A 26,611-nucleotide genomic window follows, 5' to 3' on the forward strand; every position below is an offset into this window, starting at 1 on the left:
AAAAAATGACTAAGGTTAGCTGATCAACTTTTTCCTTCTTGGGTTATGCTATAAAACATAACATTTAATTTTCCTTGGAGACTAATTTTTTATTCCAAGATCATGAGTTCATGATTCATAGTTGAGTGGTGAAGTTCCCACCCAGGAAGCTAGCTGATAGCTTTTAGCTGAATACTTCAAATAACCGAAGTTAAGGTAGATAATAAATTGTAAAGGGAATATAGGTAAGCAAACTAATTAATGAGTCTGACAATGAACAATATATAAAAACCATTTATAATCATAATTTCCAGGACTTCCCAAGTATACTTGCAGAACTTTTTTCTTAAAATCCATTACTGGCACTCAATAAGTATATATAAGTTTATAAAATGTTTGTAGTGTTATACATATAGATTATAGTCCATGAAAATTTTATCATTAACTTCTATTTTTACTGCCACAATAATTGGTTTTTTAAATCTCTCTATCAGTAACCTTTCTGCTAAGGCTCAAACTCCTAATTTTTTTTGTGGTAAAATTGGGAATACTCCAGCTACAATAGCTAATAAACAAGGTAATAATATTCCGATTATTCTCTGGAGCGCTAATAATTATTTTGCTCAATCAGGAGAAGATACTCTTACCAGATGTACCAGAGTATCTGGAATTTTATCTACTCAAAAACAAAATGGATATAGGAATATTACTGTTAGTATATACAAACAGGGACAACCCATTATTTGTGCTGCTATAGGTGGTTCTTGTCGATTATTATATCAAGTTCCTCATGGTCAAAATCCTCAACAAGCTCAACAAGAATTATTGAAAAGAATTGTTGATCCTAAACCAAATTTACTACCCATTAATATTCATTAATATAACAAATAGTACCTATTTTATTCATTAATTGTATACTTAGGTAATATTTCAGTTATTAAGTCATTAATACTAGATAAGTTACCTTCAATGTAATTAGATTGCATTGCAATATTAATTATTCTTCTGATGCTAGGCATCTTACATACTTCCCTACTTTCAAAATGGTACAAGAAGTAAAAAGGTAAGAGAGAATCAGGAATAAATATTGAATAAAAAAAGACAAGAATGATAGCTATAAAGGCTCTGTAATGTTTTAACTAACCATGAAGTGAAGATATTTTATTCCTAAAAACCCTAATCCCTACTACCTACTATTCTGACAAAATTCTTCTACCCTCATAAAATAGTTTGGTCTTTTTAATAAAAACCTACATCCTTTACTCAAAAGCTCCTCTAAATTTTCCAAATAAATCAACCAAATTTGACCGTTACTATCAGCTACAGCAATTTTTTTTCCATCTGAACTAAAGGCTATATCAATTACATTTTCGGAAAATTCAAATTGGTTAATTTGTCGCCCTGATAAATTCCAAAGTCTTACAATACTATCAATTCCAACAGTAGCTATTAATCTTCCATCAGGACTAAAATTAACTAGCTTAGTATCTAAATGTAAACTTTGAAAATTATTGACTAATCTCCCAGTATAAGTCTGCCACATTTCTACTATTCCATTTGACGTTGCTGTTAGTAATATCTGAGGTTTATTAATGCTAAAATTCATACTAATAGCTTCTACATCTAGGATTTTAAATTTATTTTCAGATAAATTCCATAATCTAATAGTAGATTTCCCATCTAATGTAGCTAGAAAATTATCATTAGGGCTAAAATGAATGTTTCTAATTAAACCATGATCATCCAAAACTTGATCAGATGATATATTTATCGGCAGCGATGATAAGTTCCAAATTTGTACAGGAATATTTATGCCAGCAGTTGCTAAATACTTACCATTAGCACTAAAACTAATACTATTAACTTCAGTTTGAGATATTTCTAATACATATAATTTTATCCCTAAATTTTTCTTTAATAGACTCCATATTTTTACTGTGCCGTTACTACCAGCAGTTGCTAAATATTTATTATCAGGATGAAAAATTAGACTATTAATTGATTTTTGTTCTGTTTCCCATTCTGTAATTTTTTTGCCTTCCAGATTCCAAATAATTACTTTTCCATCTACTCCTGCTGAAGCTAAAAATTCTTGATTTGGACTAAATTTTACACTGGTAACTGCACCATTATGCCCTTGCAAAATAATTTTTCTTTTCTGAAGTATACTATCTTGAAATTGTTCTTGTTCGTCAAGTTTATCAAGAATCATTTGTAAAGCTAATATTGGTCGAGTCCCAGGATATTCTGCTAGAGGAGTATTGTTATTTACTAAAGATTTTAATCTTTTTCCTGCAGATATAGCTTTGGGTAAAGCTTCTAATAATTCCTGATTTGTTGCTGACTTTTCGATAGCTAATAATAAAGCGTCAGTGCCAATTTGTTCAATTTCATGACTAGATTGTGCTAGTTTAAATTTTTGATAGGCTAATATAGAAAAACCTATGGATAAAATCAAAGATATGCTAAAAATAGTGGAGCCTATTTGAATCCAAAGTTGAGCTTTTTGTTGTGCTTTTACAACTTCTGCTTGAGCTTTTTTAGTTTCAATTTTTGTTAATTCTAGAGCTTGTGTCTGAGCATCTAATACTAATTTTTGGCTAGTAGTCAAAAATTGGAAATCTTGATTTCTTAAACTTTTTCCTGTTGCCCAAACTAAAGCTGATTGTAAATGTTTTCCTTGCAATAGATATGATTTATCTGCACAGTTAGAATTAATCCATGCTTTAATTTCTTCTGAATAGGGAGGTAATTTTTCCAATTCTTCAAGAATCATATTTTCATGAAAAACAGTCCTATATATTAGATTAGCAACTATTAACTTATTATCTCGTTTAACTACTAATCCAGATAACCTAAGTTCCATTTGTTCTGAACTATTATCTGCTATTATTCCAGTCAAGTTATTCTGTAAAATTTCTTGATATAACCCTAATCTTCTGACTATTCGTTTATTCTTTCTTAAAATGCGGTTGCGAATAGTCTTTAAATGTTCTGGCATGTCTTGTGCTTCCCAATTATGAACAATTTTTGACCTAACAATTCCTGCTACTTCTTCCGCTGGGTTAATAATTAACTCTCCATTTTCAATTAAGAGTTTACAGACTTTTTGAGTTAAAAATGGTTGCCCTCCAGTCCAAAGTAAAACCTCTTTTAAAACTGCTTCTGGTTTCTGACAAATTCCCACTAGTCCATCTATTAATGAGAAAGCTTCATCTAATTGAAAGCCAGTTAATTCAATTGCTCTTCCAATATTAAAAGGTGTACTACTTTTATCCTGACATAAATCTTGAGGTGTACTAACTCCTAACAAAGCAAAAGTTAGACGATTATATTCATTATTATGAGCACGTTTGTTGTAACAAGCTCGAATAAATCCTAAAAAATCATCGACTGGAAAATCTAGGGCTAGAATACTATCAATTTCATCAATAAAAATTACAATATTCTGATTTATTTTTGTTAGTAATACAGTGTTAATAAATTCACTTAATCTTTGCACGGGGGCAAGATAATCTCGCTCTCGCCACCAAGTACGAATATTTACATATTCTGACAGATTAAAATTATTTTCTAATATCCGCAGAATACCTGCATACCACTGTTCGATGGTTACTCCCCGATTACCTATTTCTGAAATGTCGATTGCTGCACAACAAATACCTTGTTTTTGTAATCTTTGAATTGTTCTAACTTGCAAACTAGATTTTCCCATTTGACGAGAATTAAGAACATAACAAAACTCACCTGCTTTCAGACCTTCATAAAAGTATTCATCTGCTCGTCTTTGAACATAATTCGGTGCATTTATAGGAAGACAACCACCAACTTGATAATAAGATTTTTGCCTTGAAGTGTTCATATTATAGAAGTATTTATTGCCTAAATGAATAGTTATTTATATGATACTAATTAATAATAGTTTTGATAGTAAATTCTGATGATTGATAAACCAATATATTTTAGTAATAGATTCTTTTTTAAAGTTCTGGAATTTGAAAGGCTTATGATTTTGCTTCTATACCAGAATAGTTTTGGTTTTATCTAAATCCTATTACATTTAACCTTTGCCAATAACTTTTGATAAAAAGCAGCGATCGCTTTTTTCTGCTTGACTAAATTTATAAGTAAATATTTATAGAATTATTTAATTAACATATTGTATATTCTAGCTAACTTTTGTAAAGATTATGTAATAATTTGATAGTTGAAATACATTCATGCTTGACCTACCGTAATATTATCTGAGGCTAGCAAATATATATTAAGGGTTACCCCTGAAAAAGTCTGTCATTTTGTATATACTGATTAAGCTTAATTTATTTAGATAACTTGATTTATTTAAACCGATATGATAAAGTATTTGAAAGTAAATATATAAACCATTAAACCGTTAACACAATTGATGTAGATAAAAAATAATTTTAAGTTGTAACGGTTGATATGGACTTTACAGGGTCATCTACGTGAGGAAAGTGATCGATTATTTCCACTAGTGAAAGTTAGTCTTATTACTTTCTAATGTTGAATTGTTGATATTTCATACCCCTGATAAAGTAGAAAAAGATGCCTAAAAAAGCCTATCTCAAATCCTACTTGAGTGAGACAGAAATCAAAAACCGCTATCTCCAAATTAGAGATAGGGTTGAATCTCGGCGCTGGCACCTGCTGTGGTTAGTGTCTCAAAACTGGACTATTAAAGAAGCAGCTCAAGCTTTGGGTCTTAACTATGATTATGCTAAGGATATAGTTAAAAACTATAATCAAAAAGGGCCCGAGGGTATTTTGAACCGACGGAAAACCCGAAAGTTTTACCCTTCTCATGCTTTACTGACTCAAGAACAACAAGAACAATTACGCATAGTACTGAAAAGTCCACCTCAAGACCAAGCAGTATGGACAGGGCCAAAAGTAGCAGAATGGATTGCTAAGACAATTGGACGCGATCGCGTTTCTCCCCAGCGTGGCTGGGAATATATGAAAAAATGTAGTTCAAATGTCTGATATAGGCTTAAAGAGTCAGCTATCAACTATCAGCTGAGTCCCAAACTATTAAACCTCTCTAAAAATACCGATTTTAAGGATATATTAAGGACTTAAGAACCTGTTGGAGGAGAAGTATAATGGTTGTAAAGGATTTCAATTCTATCAATGTCTAATATTGTATTGCTATGAATAAATATTAACAGAATAAACATTAACGAAAAATTTGGTTTGCAGCTTTGCCCATAAGGGAGTGACTTTTTAGTTGTTTTTTTTGAATATATATCTTGTCCTAAATTTTCATTAATTAGTTGCCCTAGGAGAGTCCGAAACAAAAAACGGACGCGAAGACTAGCACAAACCACCCCAACCAACCCCCAAGAGGGTTGGCAAATTTCCAATGCTTTTCAGTTATATCACTAGGCGTTTTCGGCTATTGTCGAGATGAAACCCTAGGCTACATGAAATGCGGTAAGGATATAGTTTAAAGATGGTCACACTAGCTATTTTCTAATCCCTGCAATTTCTTTTTTGCCCAGTGGCGTAGTTGTTCGTCTGGGTCGTTTGCGACTCTGTCTTGTAATAGTGGGAGAATTTGCGGATGGTCTGGATATTGTTTGACTATTGCCGCTAGTACAATTTGTCGAGGGTTCTTATCCAAATATTCTTCACGTTGAAAGGGGTCATTGAGAGCGATGTGATAAAACAGCTCAAAAATTCCCGGTTCATGTTTCCAACCAGTAACTATTTGTCGCACTGCTTCACCTCGCACAGTGGAACTATGATCAGAGCTCACCCTTTCCTTGAGTAAATCTAAAATTCCCGGTTCATGTTTCCAACCAGTAACTATTTGTCGCAGTGCTTCACCTCGCACAGTGGAACTATGATCAGAGCTCATCCTTTCCTTGAGTAAATCTAAAATTCCCGGTTCATCTTTCCAACCCGCAGCTATTTGTCGCAGTGCTTCACGTCGCACAGTAGAACTATGATCAGAGCTCACCCTTTCCTTGAGTAAATCTAAAATTCCCGGTTCATCTTTCCAACCAGTAACTATTTGTCGCAGTGCTTCACGTCGCACAGTAGAACTATGATCAGAGCTCACCCTTTCCTTGAGTAAATCTAAAATTCCCGGTTCATCTTTCCAACCAGTAACTATTTGTCGCAGTGCTTCATGTCGCACAGTGGAACTATTATCAGAGTCTACCCATTGTTTGAGTAAACCAAAAGTTCCCCGCTGATGTTTCCAACCAGTAGCTATTTGTCGCACCGCTTCACGTCGCACATCCCAATTTTTATCAGACTCTACCCTTTGTTTGAGTAAATCAAAAATTCCTGGCTGATGTTTCCAACCAGCAGCTATTTGTCGCGCTGCTTCACGTCGTACATTTGGGTCATCATCAGACTCTACCCTTTGTTTGAGTAAATCAAAAATTATCGGCTGATATTTCCAACCAGTAGCTATTTGTCGCAGGGCTTCAACCCTCACATACCAGTCATCATCAGATACCAGCCTTTGTTTGAGTAAATCAAAAATTCCCGGCTGATGTTTCCAACCAGTAGCTATTTGTCGCACTGCTTCACGTCGCACATCCCAATTTTTATCAGATACTACCCTTTGTTTGAGCAAATCAAAAATTCCCGGCTGATGTTTCCAACCAGTAGCTATTTGTCGCACTGCTTCACGTCGCACATCTGGGTCATCATCAGAGACTACCCATTGTTTAAGTAAATCAAAAATTCCCGGCTGATGTTTCCAACCAGTAGCTATTTGTCGCACTGCTTCACGTCGCACATCCCAATTCTCATCAGACTCTACTCTTTGTTTGAGTAAATCAAAAATTTCCGGCTGATGTTTCCAACCAGTAGCTATTTGTCGCAGGGCTTCACGTCGCACATCCGAATTTTCATCAGAGAATACCCATTGTTTAAGTAAATCAAAAATTTCCGGCTGATGTTTCCAACCAGTAGCTATTTGTCGCACTGCTTCACGTCGCACATCCGAATTTTCATCAGAGAATACCCATTGTTTAAGTAAGTCAAAAATTTCCGGCTGATGCTTCCAACCAGTAGCTATTTGTCGCAGAGCTTCACGTCGCACATCCTGGTCATTCTCAGAGAATACCCATTGTTTAAGTAAGTCAAAAATTTCCGGCTGATGCTTCCAACCAGTAGCTATTTGTCGCAGAGCTTCACGTCGCACATCCTGGTCATTGTCAGAAGCTACCCTTTGTTTGAGCCAAGTATAGGTTAAACGCTCATCTCTCCAGGTTGTAGCTACTACTTGCACAGCTTGAGTACGAATTTCATAAACTAAGGCTGCATTTTTCTGATAAATTTCTTTAGAATAATTGTCATATTCTTCATAAGAATAACCAAGGTCATACCCAGTCAAGTGTTTTAATTTATTTAATAACCGATATCCGATATCACTAAAACTAATATTCTGATTATTTCTGACTTCAAACAAACACTTACCAGCTAAAAATAAATTCAGAAATTTTTTCTCTTCTCCATCTTGCTCCATTAAATAATAAATTATTTTTCTCGCAAACTTAGTATCTATCATCCCTACAATTAACCGCAAAACTTCATGCCATTTTTCATCCTGCCAGTGCTGACCAAAAACTTCTTCTATAAGTCTGTCTGGAGACATTTTCTGTTCTTTTTCAAACAGCCAAACAAAACTCCAAGCACAAAAATATTCTAAAAAAGTTCTATGCACAAAAGCATAATATTCTGCGCCAACAAAACACAAAATAAAATTGCGACTTCGCAACTGTTCCATCAGGGCTCTAGCCACAGTTTTTGGATCATTAATATCTTCACTTTTTAGATAAGCTCTGATAATCTTTTCTAAATCATTTCCATGAATCAAATTACCAGCTAAACCTGCCTTATTTTCCTGCATAAAAAAAGCTACCTGACGCAAAATTGCTTGCTTATCTTTATAGTCAATAGTCATGGGGTTAAGATTCGCATCAATTAATGCCCTTTCCATATCCCATTGCTGCAGTAAAATCCGGGAAGCTTGATGATAAAGTTCTGCTCTATCTCTGGGTAATTCTTGATGACGATTCAAAATAGCCATCATTGTTAATAACAAGGGATTTTCTGACAATTGCTTAATAGCTGAAGAATCTTTAATTGCCCGTTTTAACCTTTCTCTTTTCCGCTCCTTTTCTCGCTCATCTTGATAAGTCAAATCGTGCCAACGTTGAATAAAAGTTTCAATTTGTTCCGACTCCAAATCTTGCAATATAAAATGATAAAATTCTGCATCCCGGAGTTTTTGTGGCTTATAACCAATTACCCGAGAAGTAACAATAACTTGCACATTTTTATAGTCATTAGTAAACCTATGAATATCAGTAATTATCTGTTCTCTTTTGGCAAGCTCGAAAACTTCATCTAACCCATCAAACATCATAATTGCATTACCATTTTGCAATTTAGTATGAAGTTCTTCCTGAGGTAAATGGCAACTTACACCACTACCTTTTTCCAAAAAATCTAGAAAACTATTACATTTATTCTCATTATGGTTGCGTACATAAGTCCGCAGTTCAATTAATAGAGGAATTGGGTTTAAAGATAAATCTTTCAGAGGTAATTCTGCCCATTGCAAAGCGATATATTGTAATAAAGTAGATTTACCAGAACCGGGGTCTCCCAGAATAACTAAATATTTATAGTTGTTATATTCTATTAATTCTAAAACTGAGTGAGTCTGTTGCTCAAAATACCTACGCCGGACACTTTTCAGTTGTTCTTGAGAAAGTTCTGCTTCTAATTGTCTAGTGTCTCTTAATTTGGAGAGATATTCTTTAGGAATTTCATGTATTTGAGGCATAAATTCCTGAGATTCTCGGACATTTTGAGGAATAAACATTTTCCATAATTTCAATTCATTATAACTATAACCACTGGTCTCTAAACTTTCTAATTTGAGATTTCCATATTGTTCTAGGATTCCTTCTTGATATTTTTTTAAGTCAAATTCTGGTCTGATTTTAATGTCTTTGTTTACAATCTCTTCCAGATTTTTTGAATCTAATATTGACCGTAGTTCTTGGGAATTTCGGATAATATTTTTGACATTTCTCTGATGTTGCTTTGCTAGAAATTCCCAGTCAAAATTATCTGGTAAAGGTGGGTTTATTTGTTTCCATGAAATAGCCAGCTTGTGAGTATCTAAAATTTTGATTTTATTATCAAAAGCACTAATCAAAACCTCTAAAACAGATCCTTCTTTAATAAAAGATTTGAAATATTGAGAATACTTATTTAAGTCACTTTCACTCAATTCAGCATTTTCTAACTCTTGATATCCTAAGTCTAAAAAATCTTTAATTGCTTGTTTAGTAGCTTTTTTTAAAGGTTCTCCATTTGCTATTCCACCAAAAGCATCAGAGAAACTTTGCTTAAAAAAATCTTTAACATAGTCTTCGGCAGCGCCCTTAGCTAATACTCCGACAACTTCATTCGCAATACATTTAACCGCTTCACTACTTCCCCAAGTAATTAACCATTCAATCATAATTATTTAACATCATTGGTATAGTTATTATTAATTATAACCAAAAATATCTATTTGTAGTTACCCTTTAACATCAGTTTATTTAAGTAGTTCAGTGAGACTACTTGGACAAAAGAATTCATTAAACAGGTACATCTTAATCAGGTTAACTGAAATGGTTTATACATAATTTTTCTAGTCTGATGCTATATTTCTATTCAGTTCCTCTTTTTTTCAATATTTACTCTAATTTCAGTTTTTCTTATTCTCTATTACGTTTATAATAAACATTTATAACCTTTGGTATAACAAAACTGAAATAGTGTATGATAAGAGGTTAGATATTCCTAAGTATTTTTGATGATTTAAATTTTTATTTAAACATTTTATTGTAGCACATCTAGATTTATTTTGTGGGTAAGTTTCATGATTTAAGGTCTATTCCTCGACCCAACTCCAGGGAGGAGAGGGGAGAGATACTGTCCATACCCTAATAGGGAATGGGGTCTCAGGTCTAGGTCTTACTAGAATTTAAGCTAAGAGGTTTAACTACAATAATGAATGAAACATGATTTTTAGAGTTTTATAATATTATGTATAAAAATTTGGTATAGTGAAATTAATCAAATTTAATTAAATTATAGCTATTTTCAGTAAACTATAAATATGGAGATGTTGCATGAAAACTTCTTACAAGATGATCATTTTTTTGTAATTTATTTATTGGCCTTAAAACTGTTGTAAATTATTATAAAAATAGGTTACTTTAAATGTTAAATAACATATACTCCCATCACCAAAAAATCAGTAAATTAATAGGAGGAATATTATTATCAGCGATCACATTAACTAGCTGTACTCCCCAAAATCAGACCCTCATACTCTCAAGCGGCGTTGAAGGTGGAGCATACGAGCGTATTGGCAGACAAATAATACATTCAGCTAGTGATGTTGGGAAAATATCTATTGACGACAATATATCCCAGGGTTCACAGGAAAACCTACAACGCCTGCGCAATAGAGAAGCAGATATTGCCCTAGTTCAATTAGATGTAGCTAGCGAAGCTATGAAAGCTGGACAAATACAAGCAGTAGCTGTTCTTGCTAATGAATATTTGCACCTCATTACCCTATCTGACTCGGAAATAAAAACTTTTCAGGATCTCAAAGAAAAAAGAGTTAGCTTTAGTACTCCTGGCAGCGGTACTTACTTTACTGCTAAACGACTATTCAGTGCTACAAATTTAAAAATCATAGAAGAAGAACTTGATCTAGAACAAGGGTTTAATAAACTTAAACAAAGAGAAATAGATGCTTTAGTTTATGTCGGTCCCTTGGGAGGCAGTAAAAAAGTGAAAAGCCAACTAACGAGTCCTCCTAGTCTTAAATTAGTTCCCATAACGACTTCTTTTATTAACTATTTAACTATTCAATTTCCAGAGTCATACCAAAGTACAGTCTTTCCCAAAGGTAGTTATATGCCTCTATCACCAATACCGGAGAAAGATTTACCGACTATTTCTACTGCTGCTGCTTTAGTAACTCGCCCTGATGTTAGCAAAGAAAAAATTGCTCTTTTAACTTGGTCTTTGATTTCATCCTATCAAAAATACTCGTTATTTGATCCAGAATTTTCTCAGGACGACCCTGAGTCTTTGTTGAGTAATGGTTTACTATATCTCCATCCTGGTGCTAAACTATCATTTGAGCAAGGGGATCCTAGAAAAATTTGGATGCGTTACTTTGAGGAAAATCAAGACTTACAAGCTAGTTTTATTATTATTTTGTTTACAGGTATTCTCGGTTTTATGCTACGAATGTGGCGTCATAAACAGTGTAAAAAGCTGATTATAAATACCCATTTAGCTCTCAATGAAATAAGTATGTCTGCACAAACAAATCCTAGTAAAGCTCTTAAAGAGGTGGAAGAGTTAAGACACCAACATCGGTTAATGTTGGTTGAAGGAAATTTGTCTAGAGAAGCTTATGAAAAACTAGAGCATATGACACAAGATCTTGCTAATAAGTCTCGAAAACTACAAGAAAAACAACATCGAAAAGATATTCAAAATACAATAGCATTAATTGATGAGTTTCAAAGTCTTTCAGGAATATGCCAAGAAAAAATGAGAGAAAGACTGGAAACTGCAGCTAATAAATATAGGGAAATGTTATTATTAAATCAAATTGATATTCAGACTTACATTCATCTAAACCAGCAGGTTCGTTCCTATCTCAACCAAAATAATAATCATTATTATCAGGTTAATAATAATCGTCATTTTCCTATAGGTTCAGAGGATAATTGATTTGTCAAGTTTGTTGTTGTTTATGGTTCGGGTTTAGCTCTTTTTGTTAATTAATTACAATAGCAAAATTTGGTGTATAACTTTGGTTTATAACTATTGAGTTATATTTGAGATTATTTAAATGACCATTAGCACTTCCAAATACGTTAAGAAAAAATAGTTGCTACACTTTTGAAACGATAAACAGAAAATATCAATTCGCATTTGTGGCCGTTATTTTTTCTGTGACTAAAAGTTTAGTCCAAAAACTGGTAAAACAATACAAATAAAAATAACTCTTTTAGGGTAAGTATATCTCAAGATGTTAAGTTTTATTAACAAATTCAATATTTATGCTCAAACCCTTATGTTCTCGTTGCCAAAAATACACTACGAGGGTTTCAGAAGCTTCCTGAACCTGCCTTTTCTTCTTGGATATTTCCTGTTGCTAAAAATTTAATTGTGATATGATGTAGTCCAAAAACTAGTTGAGGATTTGCTTATGACTATATCACTTCCCCCTAAAAATTCAGAAAGAAACCAAAATGTAGAGCAAATTGACTATTCAATTTTACAAAATATTACTCCTGTAGCTAATGAAATTGACAGTAACCCACGAGAATTAGAAAAGGCTTTAATGAGTTTGGGAAAATCAGGTTTATTAGGACTACGAGTTCCTAAAAAATGGGGGGGTTTAGAATTAAATCAACAAGATTATTTTAATTATCAATTACTTTTAGCAAGACATTCTGGTGCGTTATCTTTTCTCCAAACCCAACATCAAAGTGCAGCGGCAATGTTAGCATCAAGTCAAAATTATCAATTACAAAAACAATATTTACCCCATTTGAGCTACGGCAAAATATTATTAGGAATAGCCTTTTCTCAACTTCGACGCTCTGGGGAAGCACCTGTGAAAGCTGTTCCAACTACGGATGGATATTATATAGAAGGAGTTGTACCTTGGATAACTGGTTGGGGTATATTTCAAGAGTTTATTATTGCAGCAAAATTACCTGATGGTCAAGCAATTTTTGGTATGATGCCTTTTGTTGAAAATAATCAATTAAATGGCAATATTACTTTCTCAAAACCTATGCAGTTGTGTGCTATTAATTCAACTAATACTGTTAGTGCTACAGTTAAGAATTGGTTTTTACCTAATTCACGTTTAGTTTCTATTAAACCTAAAAATTATATTCAAGAAAACGATATAAAAAAAATATTATACTTTACTTCGTTTGCTTTAGGATGTGCTTTGGCAGGTATAGATGTTATGATAGAAGTGTCAAAAAATAAATCTCTAGCTTTTATTACAGATACTATAAGTTCTCTGACAGCAGAGGTTAATCAATGTCGAAGTTCTATAGAATTAGCTAATAAAAATCCTGACATAGATTTTGCTACAAAACTTAATCTTAGAGCAAAAGCTATTAATTTAGCTCAACGTTGTGCTACTGCTGCTGTTACTGTTTCTAGTGGAGCAGCAAATGATAAAAATAATGCGGCGCAACGGGTTTATCGAGAGGCTCTAGTATATACAGTTTCTGCTCAAACTACAGATATTATGGAAGCTACTCTCAAAACTTTAATTCCTAGATTTTAACTAATACTAATTTTCTAAAGTCTGACTACAGATAATGTTTTAAGAATAAAATTATATCTTTTATAAACTTTAACTTACTGGCAACGGAAAGTACTGTAATAATTATGGAAATTTTATGCTATAGTCTAAAAGGTTTACCTATAATTACTAACTTTAAATAGGATTTTTCATTTTACGGAGCACTCCAAAAATGTTAATTCCTATTTTTATTGTACAATTTTATATTTTCCGTAAGTCAAGATGTGCTTTTTAAACTGAAAATAATATGACAGAAGAAAAGATGCTTGGTTTATCACGAGTATTTGAGTGTGAAAATTCTCATCCTAGAGGTGATATTGTTTTTGTTCATGGGTTAGCTGGCCACCCCTGGGGGACATGGCATCCTCAAGGTAAAAAAAATAATCAAAATTTGGACTTTTGGCCTTTTTGGTTGGGGCAAGATTTACAGAAAGATGAAATAGCTGTTAATGTCTGGACTTTTGGATATGATGCGCCTCGCTTTGGATATGTTGGTGAGGGCATGCCGCGTTTTGACTTAGCAAGTAATCTATGGGAATATCTAGATGTTAATGATATAGGCGATGGCCCTTTAATATTTATCACTCACAGTATGGGTGGTCTGGTTGTTAAAGATTTAATTCGCACTGCTCAAAATTTTGATGAGAAAAAAGCTATTATCCAACAGACTCAAGGAATAGTTTTTTTGTCTACTCCCCATCAAGGTTCACATCTGGCTAATTTAATTGATAATTTTAATGTCTTGACAAAAGCGACGGTTAATGTTAAGGAGTTGAAAGCCCATGGGCCTCAGTTACGGGACCTGAACGAATGGTATCGACAAAATATTGAAAATTTGAATATTAAAACTCATGTCCTTTATGAAACTAAGCCTATGGCTGGGGTTTTGGTTGTAGATGAGGATAGTGCTAACCCAGGAATTAAGGATGTTAAACCTGTTGCTGTTGAAGCAGATCATAATTCTATTGCTAAACCTCGAAAAAATGATTTGGTTTATCTTTCCGTAAAAAAGTTTGTAAAAAAATATTTGGTGCCTCCACCTACACGACAAAAGTTAGAATCAATATATTTGAGGCCCCCCCACTCCCAAAATATTATGTAGACCGCCCCGAATACAGTGACAATTTAAAGGCTAATCTACTGATAGATTCATTAGATAGGCCTGCTATTGTCGTGACTGCTATCCACGGTTTGGGTGCTGTGGGTAAGTCTACTCTGGCAACCGCTTTGGCTTATGATGGGGATGTACAATCTCGTTTTTGTGATGGTATTCTCTGGGTGACTTTGGGCCAAGAGCCTAATATTTTGCCTATGCTTGGTCGTTGGGTCCAGAAGTTGGGTGACTATGATTTTAAACCGACAAGTGTGGAGGTGACTGTTAATCATCTGCGGATTTTGCTTTCTGATAAGGCTGTGCTTTTGGTGGTGGATGATGCTTGGAATTCGGACCATGCTCAAATATTTAATCTGGGTGGTCCCCGTTGTCAGGTTTTGGTGACTACTCGGGAAAGGGCGATCGCTGAGGCTTTGAGTGCTAAGACTTATAGTCTGGATGTGATGACCTTGGAGCAGTCGATGTTGTTGTTGAGTGGGAGGTTGGGCCGTGAGATTTGGGGAGAGGAGGCTCGGCAGGCGGAGGCTTTGGTTCAGGAGTTGGGATATTTGCCTTTGGCTTTGGAGTTGGCGGCGGCTCAAGTTGAGGATGGTCTGTCTTGGGGTGTGCTGTTGGAGGATATTCAAGGAGAAGTTGCTCGGTTGAGAACGTTGGATCGACCGGGGGCGAGGGATGTTGTTGATGAGGCTAGTTTAAAACGGTTGAGTTTGACTGCTTCGTTGAATTTGAGTCTTAAGAGACTGGAGCCGGAAACTAGGGAGGGTTTGATTTGGTTGGGGATATTGCCGGAGGATGTGAATATTACTCAGGGGATGACGGCTGTACTCTGGGATATGGATGATGAGCGGGATGCCAGGGATGAGTTGGGGTATTTGCGGAGTAAGGCGTTGTTGTTGGATGGTGTGGCTTTGTCTGATGGTAAGAAGAGTTATCGTTTACATGATTTATTTCATCATTTGGCTCGGAATTTGTTGAGTGCTCCCCTAAAGCCAAGGGGTAGGGGTGCTCTGGCGGGGTTGGGTATTGGTCTGGCTGAGGCTCACGGAATATTTTTGGAGAAATATAGGAGGTTAACTGATAATTATCTTTGGCATACTTTGCCTGATGATGGTTATATTCATCAGCATCTGGTCTGGCATTTTGAAAGGGCGGGGATGATAGGGGATATTCATGGGTTATTGGGGGAGGAGTCGAAAAGTGGGGCTAATGGTTGGTATGAAACCTGCGATGGTTTGGGGCGAATTGGGATTTTTATTACTGATGTGGCTCGTGCTTGGGAGTTAGCAGAGGTTGACTGGGATGAAGGTCGGTTGGCTCAAGTTGTTGGTTGGCAGTGTCGTTATGCTTTGATCACTGCTTCTATTAATAGTTTGGCAGCGAATTTACGAAGGGAGTTATTGGTGGCTTTGGTTAAAAACAATGTATGGAGTCCTGAGCAAGGGTTGGCTTATGCATTACAAAAGCCAGATCTACTGGATAAAGTAAAATCTCTGGTAATGTTAGTTGATTATTTGCCAGAAAACTTCAAAAAACAGGCGCTTTCAGAAGCACTGGCTGCTGCTCGACAGACTCAGGATGAAGACGATCGCGCCAAAGCTCTCAGTGTTTTGGCTAAGAAATTGACACCAGAGTTATTACCAGAAGCTCTGGCTGCTGCTCGACATATTCAGTATGAAGACGATCGCGCCAAAGCTCTCAGTGCTTTGACTGATAAGTTACCAGAGTTATTACCAGAAGCTCTGGCTGCTGCTCGACATATTCAGGATGAAGACGATCGCGCCCATGCTCTCAGTGCTTTGGCTGAGAACTTGACACCAGAATTATTACAAAAAGCTCTGGATGCTGCTCGACGTATTCAGTCTGCATGCTATCGCGCCCAAGTTCTCAGTGCTTTGGCTGAGAAATTGATGCCAGAATTATTACCAGAAGCTCTGGCTGCTGCTCGACAGATTCAGGATGAAGACGATCGCGCCCATGCTCTCAGTGCTTTGGCTGATAAATTGACACCAGAATTATTACCAGAAGCACTGGCTGCTGCTCGACAGATTCAGGATGAAGACGATCGCGCCCATGCTCTCAGTGCTTTGGCTGATAAATTGACACCAGAATTATTACCAGAAGCACTGGCTGCTGCTCGACATATTCAGGATAAATACGATCGCGCCCAAGTTCTCAGTGCTTTGGCTGATAAATTCCCAGAATTATTACCAGAAGCACTGGCTGCTGCTCGACATATTCAGGATAAATACGATCGCGCCCAAGTTCTCAGTGCTTTGGCTGATAAATTCCCAGAATTATTACCAGAAGCACTGGCTGCTGCTCGACATATTCAGGGTGAAACACATCGCGCCCAAGTTCTCAGTGCTTTGGCTAAGAAACTGACACCAGAATTATTACCAGAAGCTCTGGCTGCTGCTCGACATATTCAGCATGATAAATATCGCGCCCAAGTTCTCAGTGCTTTGGCTGAGAAATTCCCAGAATTATTACCAGAAGCTCTGGCTGCTGCTCGACATATTCAGTCTGAGCGGGGTCGCGCCCTAGTTCTCAGTGCTTTGGCTGAGAAATTACCAGAATTATTACCAGAAGCTCTGGCTGCTGCTCGACATATTCAGGATGAATACTATCGCGCCCTAGTTCTCAGTGCTTTGGCTGATAAATTCCCAGAATTATTACCAGAAGCTCTGGCTGCTGCTCGACATATTCAGTCTGAGCGGGGTCGCGCCCACGTTCTCAGTGCTTTGGCTGAGAAATTCCCAGAATTATTACCAGAAGCTCTGGCTGCTGCTCGACATATTCAGGATGAATACTATCGCGCCCAAGTTCTCAGTGCTTTGGCTGAGAAATTCCCAGAATTATTACCAGAAGCTCTGGCTGCTGCTCGACATATTCAGGATGAATACTATCGCGCCCAAGTTCTCAGTGCTTTGGCTGAGAAATTCCCAGAATTATTACCAGAAGCTCTGGCTGCTGCTCGACATATTCAGGATGAATACTATCGCGCCCAAGTTCTCAGTGCTTTGGCTGAGAAATTACCAGCAGAATTATTACCAGAAGCTCTGGCTGCTGCTCGACATATTCAGTCTGAACACTTTCGCGCCCACGTTCTCAGTGCTTTGGCTGAGAAATTACCAGCAGAATTATTACCAGAAGCTCTGGCTGCTGCTCGACATATTCAGTTTGAGGAAGCTCGCGCCAAAGTTCTCAGTGCTTTGGCTGAGAAATTACCAGAATTATTACCAGAAGCTCTGGCTGCTGCTCGACATATTCAGTCTGAGTGGGATCGCGCCCAAGTTCTCAGTGCTTTGGCTGAGAAATTACCAGCAGAATTATTACCAGAAGCTCTGGCTGCTGCTCGACATATTCAGTCTGAGTGGGATCGCGCCAAAGTTCTCAGTGCTTTGGCTGAGAAATTACCAGAATTATTACCAGAAGCTCTGGCTGCTGCTCGACATATTCAGTCTGAGTGGGGTCGCGCCCAAGTTCTCAGTGCTTTGGCTGAGAAATTACCAGAATTATTACCACAAGCACTGACTATTGCTCAAGGGATTAAGGATAAGGAATCTCGCGCCCAAGTTATCGTTGCTTTAGCTGATAAATTGACACAAATGCCAAAAACTGAACTTTACCCACTCTGGCAAGACACCCTTCACGCCCGATCCCTCCGCACTCGCCGCGACTTACTCTTAGACATAAGAAAACTAACTCCCGTCATCTTTTATTTAGGAGGTCAAGAAGCAATCAAAAATACAGCCATTGCTATTCAAGAAATTTCCCGGTGGTGGCCTTGATATCAGTTATCAGTTATCAAAAGTTAGAACAGACAAGCAGTTCCCTGGAACAGTTATTATTAATCTCATAATTAGGCTGTACCCCTAAAATAAATATTGGTCCGGCTAAAACCCAACTACAAAAAAAATAAAACCCTCCTAACATCATATCAAAGACTCAAGCCCTACTACAAACGAATATTTTTTTTAGAACTAAATATCCCAAATATGATATAAAGAGCTGAAGCCCTTCTACAAACAAAAACCAACAAAATTATGAAAACAAACACCCATAAAATACCCCCCCGTAACAATACAAAAACTACCACCCCAACCAAAAATCGGGGAATGTCAACCACAACCAGCATCCTAGATACCCTACAGCTAGTTTTTCAAGCAGGAGGGCCAGGATTTTGTCAATTTGCCATTAATAACGCTTGTAACGCCAACTGCGGTTTCTGCAACTTTGCAAGAGACACCTTTCCTAAAGAAAAAACAAAATTTGTTAACCTTAATGAAGGATTAGACTCAATTAATATTCTATTTCGCGAAGGTATCAGATATCTAGTTTTCACAGGTGGAGAACCAACCCTTAACCCCAACTTAATCTCATTTGTTGACCATGCAACAAGATTAGGAATCAAAGTTATGGTAGTAACAAACGGTGGGTTATTAACCCCCAAAAAAATTGAGGCATTAGCAGACGCAGGTTTATCTAGTCTAATCATCTCAGTTGATGCCGCCGCTCAAGACATCCATGAAAAAAATCGTGGGTTACCTGGTGTCTGCAATAAAATAAAAGAAGCAAATCAAATCCTCAAAAATATTGGTATGTATTCCACCGCTTCCGTCACAATGAGTCATTTAGTTGACTATGATGCATTGCCAGATTTTCTCACCTCCCTAGGATTTGAATCAGTAGTTTTTTCCTATCCATTAACAAATCTTGATTCTAACTTTTTAGGATATTCTGATGCAGGTTTAGTCACTCATACCAATGAAAGTCTCTGGCAAGCCTACGAAAAAGTCAAGCAATTAAAAAAGCGATTTCGTGTAGTTAACCCCACTCTTTCTTTAGAAGAAATGCAGAGATTCGTCAAAAATGAAGAACAGCGTTATTCTTGTTTAGCAGGTTATCGTTTCTTCTTTCTTGACTGGGAATTAAACTTATGGCGTTGTCATTTTTGGCATGAACCAATGTGTTCTATTTATGAATTTGATAGCTCCAAATTAGTCAGAGATAATTGTACAAAATGTATGATTAATTGTTATCGAGATTCTAGTTTAATGCAGAATATTGCCGTATCAATGCAGGATGCTTATCAGTCAATTAAGAAGGGAAATTTATTAGATACAGCAAAAGCTTTAACAAGAAAAAGTAATGTTGATTCCCTGCGAGCAGTGGTAGAAGAATTACCTTGGATAATGCGTTTTTAAAGCCTCGGGGTAATCAAGGAATTTCAAAAGTCAAAACTCAAAACCAGAAAGTAAAAAATCAAAAATAAAAAATAAAAAATAAGAAGTCAAAACTCAAAACTCAAAAGTAAGAAATCAAAAATAAGAAGTAAGAAGTAAAGGGTCAACTCCCCCCTTTATTTCAGGGGGGGAATTCAAACTTTAGAATGTAAAATTTAAAACTAAAAAATAAGAAGTCAAAAGTAAGAAATTAAGTTTTAAAAGTCAAAACTCAAAAGAAAGAAATCAAATTTTAAAAGTCAAAATTTAAAAATCAAATTTTAAAAGTCAAAACTTAAAAGTAAGAAATCAAATTTTAAAAGTCAAAAGTCAACCCCTTCCTTTATCCCAGGGGGAAAGTCAAATTTTAGAATGTAAAACTCAAAAGTCAAAGATAAGAATTCAAAAGTAAGAAATTAAATTTTAAAATTCAAAACTTAAAAGAAAGAAACCAAAAGTCAAAAGTCAAAACTTAAAACTCAAGATTTAAAAGTCAAAACTCAAATTTTAGAAATTAAAAATAAGAAGCCAAAAGTCAACCCCCCCCTTCTCCCCTGGGGAAAATCAAAACTTAGAAGAAAATGACAGTGTTCAATATGCCTACTTTACTAATTATCTATTAATTATCAGACCAATAACAATAAAAACAATACCAATAAATCTACCCAGAGAAACCTTTTCTTTTAACCAAAACTTAGCCCCTAAAATACTACAAATATAAGTTAATGCAGTTGCCGGACGAACAAAACTAAGATCTGCCCAACTTAACACTAAAATAAAAGATAAAAAAGCAATTGCTTGACAAAGAACACCCAGCATAATCAAGGGATTTATAATCACTTTACCTATTTGCTCAAATAGACCATTGAGAGATTTAAAATTTACTTCTCCGACTTGTTTCATACCTCTAGCCAGACATAAATCTCCAGTAGAATCAGCCAAAGCAATAATAGCGATCGCCCACCAAGTTTTAGACATATAAAAACTTAAAGATAATCCCATCAATAGGATATTAAAATTATAACGTTGTCTATCTTCATAAAGACTTTTACTTAAACCAACAATAAATACACCAATAGTTATAATCAAAGTCCCCAAAAACCGCATATTGGAAATTGTTTCATCCAAAATCAACCAAGCAAATAAAGCATTTAATAAATAAGTTAAAGAATGGATTGAAAGTATATAACTTAGGTCAAGTTTAGAAAGAACAGTTAAGTATAAAACCAGGCAAAAAATCAGAGTAATTACTCCTAACCAAACCCAGAAACTTGTGAGTAAGTAAATTATGAATGGCATCCAACTTTCAGAGTTAACTAGATTAACTTCCCCAAAAATTTTCATAGCCTTGCTTAAGAAAATATCTCCTAAAACCTGAGTAATAATTAACAGAAATAGTAAGATAAAATTAGCCATAGATAACAAGCATTTGTGTATTTAAACAACTTATTATTATAATCCCATTCAAAAAAATACTATACTTAGATAATACTTTAATTATCAAATTATTAATTATCAAATTATTAATATAGAATTTTTAACATTTTGGGGAACAATTAGCCAGACCTGGTAATCATGATTCTATTTTACGAGAGCTCCACAGAATGTTATAACCAGTAGAGACTTTCCATAGAAGTTACTACCCACCCTCAAGAAAATGTAGAAAAGTTATGAAGAAATAGTATTAGAGCAAATTCCAAACTAATGTGATAAAGTAGTCAAAAAAATTAAAAGGAGTAAAAAGAAGTAATGCTTCAAAGAAATCAAAAAATCAAGAATCTACAAACTAATAGTTGCGATCGCTCATCCTCATTTGACCTCAGAAAAATTGGTTTAAACCCGAACTTTTGGTATCCTCTAGCCCAATCAAAAGAACTAAAAAAAGAAAAACCTCATCAAGTTAGTTTTGGAGGAGAACCCATTGTTTTAGTAAGAACAAAATCCAACCAAATATTCGCCCTAGAAGACCGCTGTGCCCACCGACAAATTCCCCTAAGTATGGGAGTAGTTTGTGGAGAAAAAATCACCTGTACTTATCATGGATGGCAATATGATCAGACAGGAAAAATCGCAAAAGTTTCCTATCTACCAAAAAATTGCTCCTTACCAAAAGGAGTAAAAAGCTATCCTTGCAAAGAAGCCTATAACCATATTTTTGTATTTCCTGGAAAAGTAGAATTAGCTGAAACCGTACCATTTCCAGAAATTAAAAATTGGTCTAATAATGAATATAAAACAATGTACTTTTCCCGTCGTGTAAACTGTCATTATTCATTTATGAAAGAAAATTTAATGGATATGAACCATCAATTTTTACATCGAAAGTTTATGGGAAAAGTAAAACCAACAATCATAGAAAATTCTCAAGGAGAAAATTGGGTAGAAGCCAAATATAAATTCAGTGGGGAACCTCATCCAAGTGCCAACTTAGTATTAGCAGCCGGACGAAAAGAAGACTCATCCTCAGAAGATTTAGACTTTGATATTATGACAATTCGCACAGAATATCCCTATCAAACCTTAAAAGTTTGCCCCCCAAATTCAGAAAACCCACTTTTAAACCTTTGGGTAGTTTATATTCCAGTAGATCAAGAACAAAAAATTAATCATAGCTTTGGAATGTTGATGATTCGTAAACCTAAAATTCCCGGATTAATCAATCTTCTCTGGCCATTAATGCGTTATTTTACTCAGGTTATTTTTACCGAAGATAAACTAGCAGTAGAAACCGAACAAAAAGCTTACGATATTCAGGGAGAAGATAGAAATCAAGAAGTATTTCCTTTGATACTTGATGTGCGAGAATTATTGTACAAAAAAGGAGTTTCTCTCTTTCCTAAAATCAAGTAAATACCTATATAGCAATTAGGAATAATTTACGAGATATTTAACAACAATAGGACTAACACAAAATCAACTTATCTAACATTCTCCCCTTGCAGATAGGGTATTATTTTTCCATGATTCTACATTCATTAAGATGACATACATTGACAATATTGCTATAATAGAAAATCGTGTTAAAAATATTTGAATATGAAGGCGATAGCTTTCATATATAATCTGTAAAGGAAAACAAGTTTTTAACCTCTTCTTAAACTAAAATCTTGAGGAGCTGAGGACTTCACAGAAGTAGGTTTATAAGATAGAATTTCGTGATTTGAACCAAAATACATAAACAGCAAAAATCAGATTAGTTCATAGGAGAACCTAAGAGCTAATTTATAAAGACAATCTAAAAAAAGTATTGCTCAAGTAAAATAAAGTGTTATTGTCTATACCAGTGTTATAATCTATCCAAACTTAGTATGATCGTTAGTAATGAGTTGCCCGCGAATTGTCCGACGGCGATCGCTGAGCCTCCATTAACTTAACAATGTTAACCATACCTTAACCATACCAAAATCACTTGAATCATTCAAAGTGGGAACTACTAAAGTCCTTGCAACCTTAGCCTGGCTATAAGTTGGGGCAAGGCAGTTATGTCGCACTTGTTTATTTAATGCTAGATATTATATGGAGTCATTAACCTATATGTTACGACGTAATTTTTTGTATGCCTCACTGCTTACTCTATCTTTTGCAGTTATTTCATGTAATCAAAGTATTTCTGATAATCAAACAGCTAGTTCAACCAATACTACAGACTCCCGTTCCGAATTAATAATGGGGTTAATTCCGGCGGAGAGTAACGAGGAAATGGTGGAAAAGTTTGAGCCGATGCGGGCCTACATGGAAAAGAAACTAAATCGTCCCATAAAAGTTTTTACTGCTACTGACTATGCCGGTGTGATTGAAGCAATGCGGCAAGATAAAGTTGATATTGCTTGGTTTGGTCCTCTATCATATGTATTGGCGGAACAAGAAGCTGGAGCAGAAGCATTTGCTACTGGAGTTCGTACAAAAACTGGTAAATCTACATATAAAAGTATATTAGTTGTTCCAGGAGATTCCACTGTTCAATCAATTCAGGATTTAAAAGGAAAAAATGTAGCATTTGTTGATCCTGCATCTACTTCAGGTGGGTTAGTTCCCTCTTACTTAGTGTTAAAAGCAACGGGTCAAAAGCCAAAAGATTTCTTTGGTAAGCTTACCTATGCAGGTTCTCATGATGCAGCAGGAATGGCTGTAAAAAATCAAACTGTAGATGCAGCAGGTACTAATGATATTACTTATAACAAAATGATCAACAAGGGACTAATTTCCGAAGAGAGTAATCGTATTTTGTTGGAATCAGAACCAATACCAGGTTCACCTTTAGCTTATCGTCAGGAATTAGATGAGCAAACAAAGAATAATATTCGTGAGACAGTGTTAAATGCTCATAAAGATATTAAAGTGACTGGTTATGGGGATCTTTTGAATTATGAATCTGCCACTCCCAAAGACTACGGGGTTGTCCGCGATATGATTAATACCCTGGGAATCGGTCGTGAGGAAATCCTCAAGTAATAGAGGAATGGTTAATGACTATAACTCTGGTATAGTAGGGCTTTAATAAAGTAACTATTATTATGTATAAAAAGCTTTAATAATAGTCTTTTGTATCTTCTGCCTTCACCTACTAAGTAGGGTTTGCTGAAAATTTTTTTTTAGGAAGAGAGCATTGACTTAATTCTAGAATAACTACTTAATACGTTAAAAAGCATGCCATTATACTGCCAATAACCACAAATAAAATCCATCATAACTAAGCTCAAACTGAATAATAAGCAGAAAAGCCTGATGGATCAACACGGAGGTTATAGCAGATGGTGTTACAATTGGAGGTTAAGTGTGACCGAATGCAGCTTACACAGATGGTTGTAAATCTAATACCAGTAAACTTGGAGAAATTTTTACCAATCAAACAAAACCTCTTTATCCTTGGATGAAAAAAGGCGTTAGTTAATCAAGGCATGAAAAGGAAAATTGAATAATTTTAAACATCTGTTATTCAATAGTTTAGCAATTACCAAAAAATACAAATCATACCCTAACTTACCAAGGTCAAACGCCAATATAAATTTAAGAAATGCGGTCGGCTCGACCGTGAATGTCTGTGGATGAGTAACCGCCGACGGCCTCAGTTGAAGCAGGAAGTAAATATAAATTTGTTACGTTATATGACGCTTTGTATCAGTTTTATAGAGCAGTCAGAAGTCACTAAAAGTAATGGTAAGAATTGCCCCTTGATTTTCCGGCGTGGTCAGTCTGAAACCCTGATTGTTTGAGGTTAAACTACCAAAAAGCCAGTTTTTTTCAAAAAAGGCTATAGCCTCTATATGTCAATGCTTTGAGAATTAATCAGCAAGCCCTCATTACTTAACTATTATGTATGTAATTCAAATCAATAAAGCAACTAAGACCTATAACAATGGAACAATAGCAGTTCACCCTACTAGTCTCAATTTTGAGCCAGGAACATTTAACGCTATTCTCGGACCTAGTGGTGCAGGGAAGTCAACTTTGTTACGAATGATCAATGGGTTGGAGATACCAACTACAGGCGAGATCATTATTCAAGGACAAACTTTAACGGCTAAAAATTTGCGTCAAGTTCGATCACGCACAGCAATGGTGTTCCAACAGTTTAATCTGGTGGGTCGTTTGAATGTAATGACCAATATCTTAACTGGGCGTTTGTATTACATTCCCTGGTGGAGCAGTATTTTGTATATGTTTGGCCAAAGAGATTGGAAAATTGCTCAGTGGGCACTTAATAGAGTCAGCCTAAAAGAAAAAGCTTGGGAACGGGTTGACCGACTTTCAGGAGGACAACAACAACGGGTAGGTGTAGCGAGGGCTTTGGCACAGCGCCCAGAGGTGATTTTGGCTGATGAACCCGTTGCTAGTCTTGATCCAATTGCAAGTGAAGAAATCATGGAGTTACTCAGGGAAATTTGCCGTCAAGATGGGATAACCATTGTAGCAAATCTTCATCAAGTATCCCTGGCTCTGCGCTACGCTGATCGCGTTATTGGTTTAAATAAAGGACGTGTGGTCTTTGATGATTCCCCACAGGCTTTATCTAACAACAAGAACACTTTACGCACAATTTATCAGAGGGAGGATGGTAGTGTAGATGATACCTTGGAAATGGCGGTTACCGACTAGACATGGATTTGTACCCCTATCCTGGGGATTGGGTTTGATTTTGCTGCTAGGGGCATTAGGGTCAACAGCAGTACTGATAGAATTGGATGTCTTACGGTTCCTAAAGTCAAGTGGTAATTTCTGGCAATTTTTTGGTCAATTGCTGACTATGCCAGATTGGACTTATATACCTAAATTATTACTGAAGATGCTGGAAACTATCGAAATGGGTATTGTTTCTACGGCGATCGCTCTTTTGTTTAGCTTACCTTTGGGAGTACTTGCAGCCCGAAATACCTCACCACACCTAGTTTTATATCATTGTATTCGCAATGTTCTCAATTTGATGCGTGCCTTACCGGAGTTAGTTTGGGCGTTGGTATTTGTTTCAGCTGTAGGTTTGGGGCCTCTGCCTGGGGTAATGGCACTTATTTTTGTGACAACAGGCTTTTTGGGGAAATTTTTGGCAGAAAGTATAGAAGTAGTGGATGTTAATGGAGTTACTGGGGTTAAGTCTACGGGAGCTGGATGGTTGCAAACCTTAACATTTGCAGTTTTTCCCCTCGCTTTACCAGATTTTATTGGCACTGTTCTTTACATTCTAGATCATAACGTACGAGCCGCAACAATTTTAGGGTTAGTAGGAGCTGGAGGTATTGGGTATGAGTTAGTGATGAGCATGCGGTTATTTAATTACGGTCGTTTGATATTAATTGTTGCAGCCATTTACATAGTGGTGACAATATTGGATCGCTTTTCTGATGTGATTCGGAGTCGGGTTATTTAGTTAATTACTTATTACTTTTA

At 35.8% G+C, this 26,611-nt stretch carries 16 protein-coding genes; 13 read left to right on the forward strand and 3 right to left on the reverse strand.

What is annotated here, in order from left to right; translation table 11 throughout:
* The first annotated feature begins 405 nt into the window (after positions 1–405).
* Positions 406–858: a COP23 domain-containing protein gene (locus TERY_RS24025; RefSeq protein ID WP_011614190.1), complete on the forward strand. Its 453-nt coding sequence runs from the start codon at positions 406–408 to the stop codon at positions 856–858.
* A 307-nt stretch (positions 859–1,165) separates the two neighbouring features.
* Here the strand turns inward: TERY_RS24025 and TERY_RS24030 are convergent, their stop codons facing one another.
* A complete protein-coding gene (locus TERY_RS24030) occupies positions 1,166–3,841 on the reverse strand; it encodes an AAA-like domain-containing protein (protein WP_011614191.1) in 2,676 nt (891 codons plus the stop codon).
* A 704-nt stretch (positions 3,842–4,545) separates the two neighbouring features.
* On the opposite strand from TERY_RS24030, the gene TERY_RS24035 reads away from it, so the two are divergent.
* Complete coding sequence (locus tag TERY_RS24035) at positions 4,546–4,983, forward strand: helix-turn-helix domain-containing protein (RefSeq protein ID WP_011614192.1); 438 nt, start codon at positions 4,546–4,548, stop codon at positions 4,981–4,983.
* A gap of 478 nt (positions 4,984–5,461) precedes the next feature.
* On the opposite strand, the gene TERY_RS24045 is transcribed toward TERY_RS24035, so the two are convergent.
* Entirely contained in the window at positions 5,462–9,499 is a 4,038-nt protein-coding gene (locus TERY_RS24045) for a HEAT repeat domain-containing protein (RefSeq protein ID WP_011614193.1), read from the reverse strand.
* Positions 9,500–10,248: 749 nt separating this feature from the next.
* Here TERY_RS24045 and TERY_RS24050 point away from each other — a divergent pair.
* The 5 genes from TERY_RS24050 (at position 10,249) to TERY_RS24070 (ending at position 19,711) form a co-directional block, all read left to right on the forward strand.
* Positions 10,249–11,787, forward strand: a complete 1,539-nt coding sequence (locus TERY_RS24050) for a TAXI family TRAP transporter solute-binding subunit (RefSeq protein WP_011614194.1) — start codon at positions 10,249–10,251, stop codon at positions 11,785–11,787.
* A gap of 481 nt (positions 11,788–12,268) precedes the next feature.
* A complete protein-coding gene (locus TERY_RS24055; RefSeq protein WP_011614195.1) occupies positions 12,269–13,372 on the forward strand; it encodes an acyl-CoA dehydrogenase family protein in 1,104 nt (367 codons plus the stop codon).
* Between the two features lie 265 nt (positions 13,373–13,637).
* The gene (locus TERY_RS24060; protein ID WP_011614196.1) at positions 13,638–14,492 is read left to right on the forward strand and encodes a hypothetical protein; all 855 of its coding nucleotides are present in this window, start codon (positions 13,638–13,640) and stop codon (positions 14,490–14,492) included.
* Between the two features lie 41 nt (positions 14,493–14,533).
* Positions 14,534–18,295: an NB-ARC domain-containing protein gene (locus TERY_RS24065; protein WP_071820720.1), complete on the forward strand. Its 3,762-nt coding sequence runs from the start codon at positions 14,534–14,536 to the stop codon at positions 18,293–18,295.
* 255 nt (positions 18,296–18,550) lie between these two features.
* Entirely contained in the window at positions 18,551–19,711 is a 1,161-nt protein-coding gene (locus tag TERY_RS24070) for a radical SAM protein (RefSeq protein WP_011614198.1), read from the forward strand.
* Between the two features lie 630 nt (positions 19,712–20,341).
* On the opposite strand, the gene TERY_RS24075 is transcribed toward TERY_RS24070, so the two are convergent.
* Positions 20,342–21,145: an EamA family transporter gene (locus TERY_RS24075; RefSeq protein ID WP_011614199.1), complete on the reverse strand. Its 804-nt coding sequence runs from the start codon at positions 21,143–21,145 to the stop codon at positions 20,342–20,344.
* 333 nt (positions 21,146–21,478) lie between these two features.
* Between TERY_RS24075 and TERY_RS24080 the strand changes: the two genes are divergently transcribed.
* From TERY_RS24080 to phnE, 6 genes are all read left to right on the forward strand, one after another.
* A complete protein-coding gene (locus tag TERY_RS24080; RefSeq protein WP_011614200.1) occupies positions 21,479–22,579 on the forward strand; it encodes a Rieske 2Fe-2S domain-containing protein in 1,101 nt (366 codons plus the stop codon).
* A 666-nt stretch (positions 22,580–23,245) separates the two neighbouring features.
* Positions 23,246–24,181, forward strand: a complete 936-nt coding sequence (gene phnD / locus TERY_RS24085; protein ID WP_196797167.1) for a phosphonate ABC transporter substrate-binding protein — start codon at positions 23,246–23,248, stop codon at positions 24,179–24,181.
* Positions 24,182–24,454: 273 nt separating this feature from the next.
* Positions 24,455–24,538 (forward strand): hypothetical protein, encoded by an 84-nt coding sequence (locus TERY_RS37980; protein ID WP_081432517.1) that lies wholly within the window; start codon positions 24,455–24,457, stop codon positions 24,536–24,538.
* Between the two features lie 236 nt (positions 24,539–24,774).
* Positions 24,775–24,942 carry a hypothetical protein gene (locus TERY_RS34170; RefSeq protein WP_155994616.1) on the forward strand — a complete coding sequence of 56 codons (168 nt, stop codon included), beginning with the start codon at positions 24,775–24,777 and terminating at the stop codon, positions 24,940–24,942.
* A 100-nt stretch (positions 24,943–25,042) separates the two neighbouring features.
* Positions 25,043–25,825 carry a phosphonate ABC transporter ATP-binding protein gene (gene phnC, locus TERY_RS24090; RefSeq protein WP_011614202.1) on the forward strand — a complete coding sequence of 261 codons (783 nt, stop codon included), beginning with the start codon at positions 25,043–25,045 and terminating at the stop codon, positions 25,823–25,825.
* Entirely contained in the window at positions 25,794–26,591 is a 798-nt protein-coding gene (phnE, locus tag TERY_RS24095; protein ID WP_044137055.1) for a phosphonate ABC transporter, permease protein PhnE, read from the forward strand. The genes phnC and phnE overlap by 32 nt, the downstream gene beginning before the upstream one ends.
* Positions 26,592–26,611: the final 20 nt, after the last annotated feature.

The sequence above is a fragment of the Trichodesmium erythraeum IMS101 genome, from assembly GCF_000014265.1.
Taxonomy (GTDB): Bacteria; Cyanobacteriota; Cyanobacteriia; order Cyanobacteriales; family Microcoleaceae; genus Trichodesmium; species Trichodesmium erythraeum.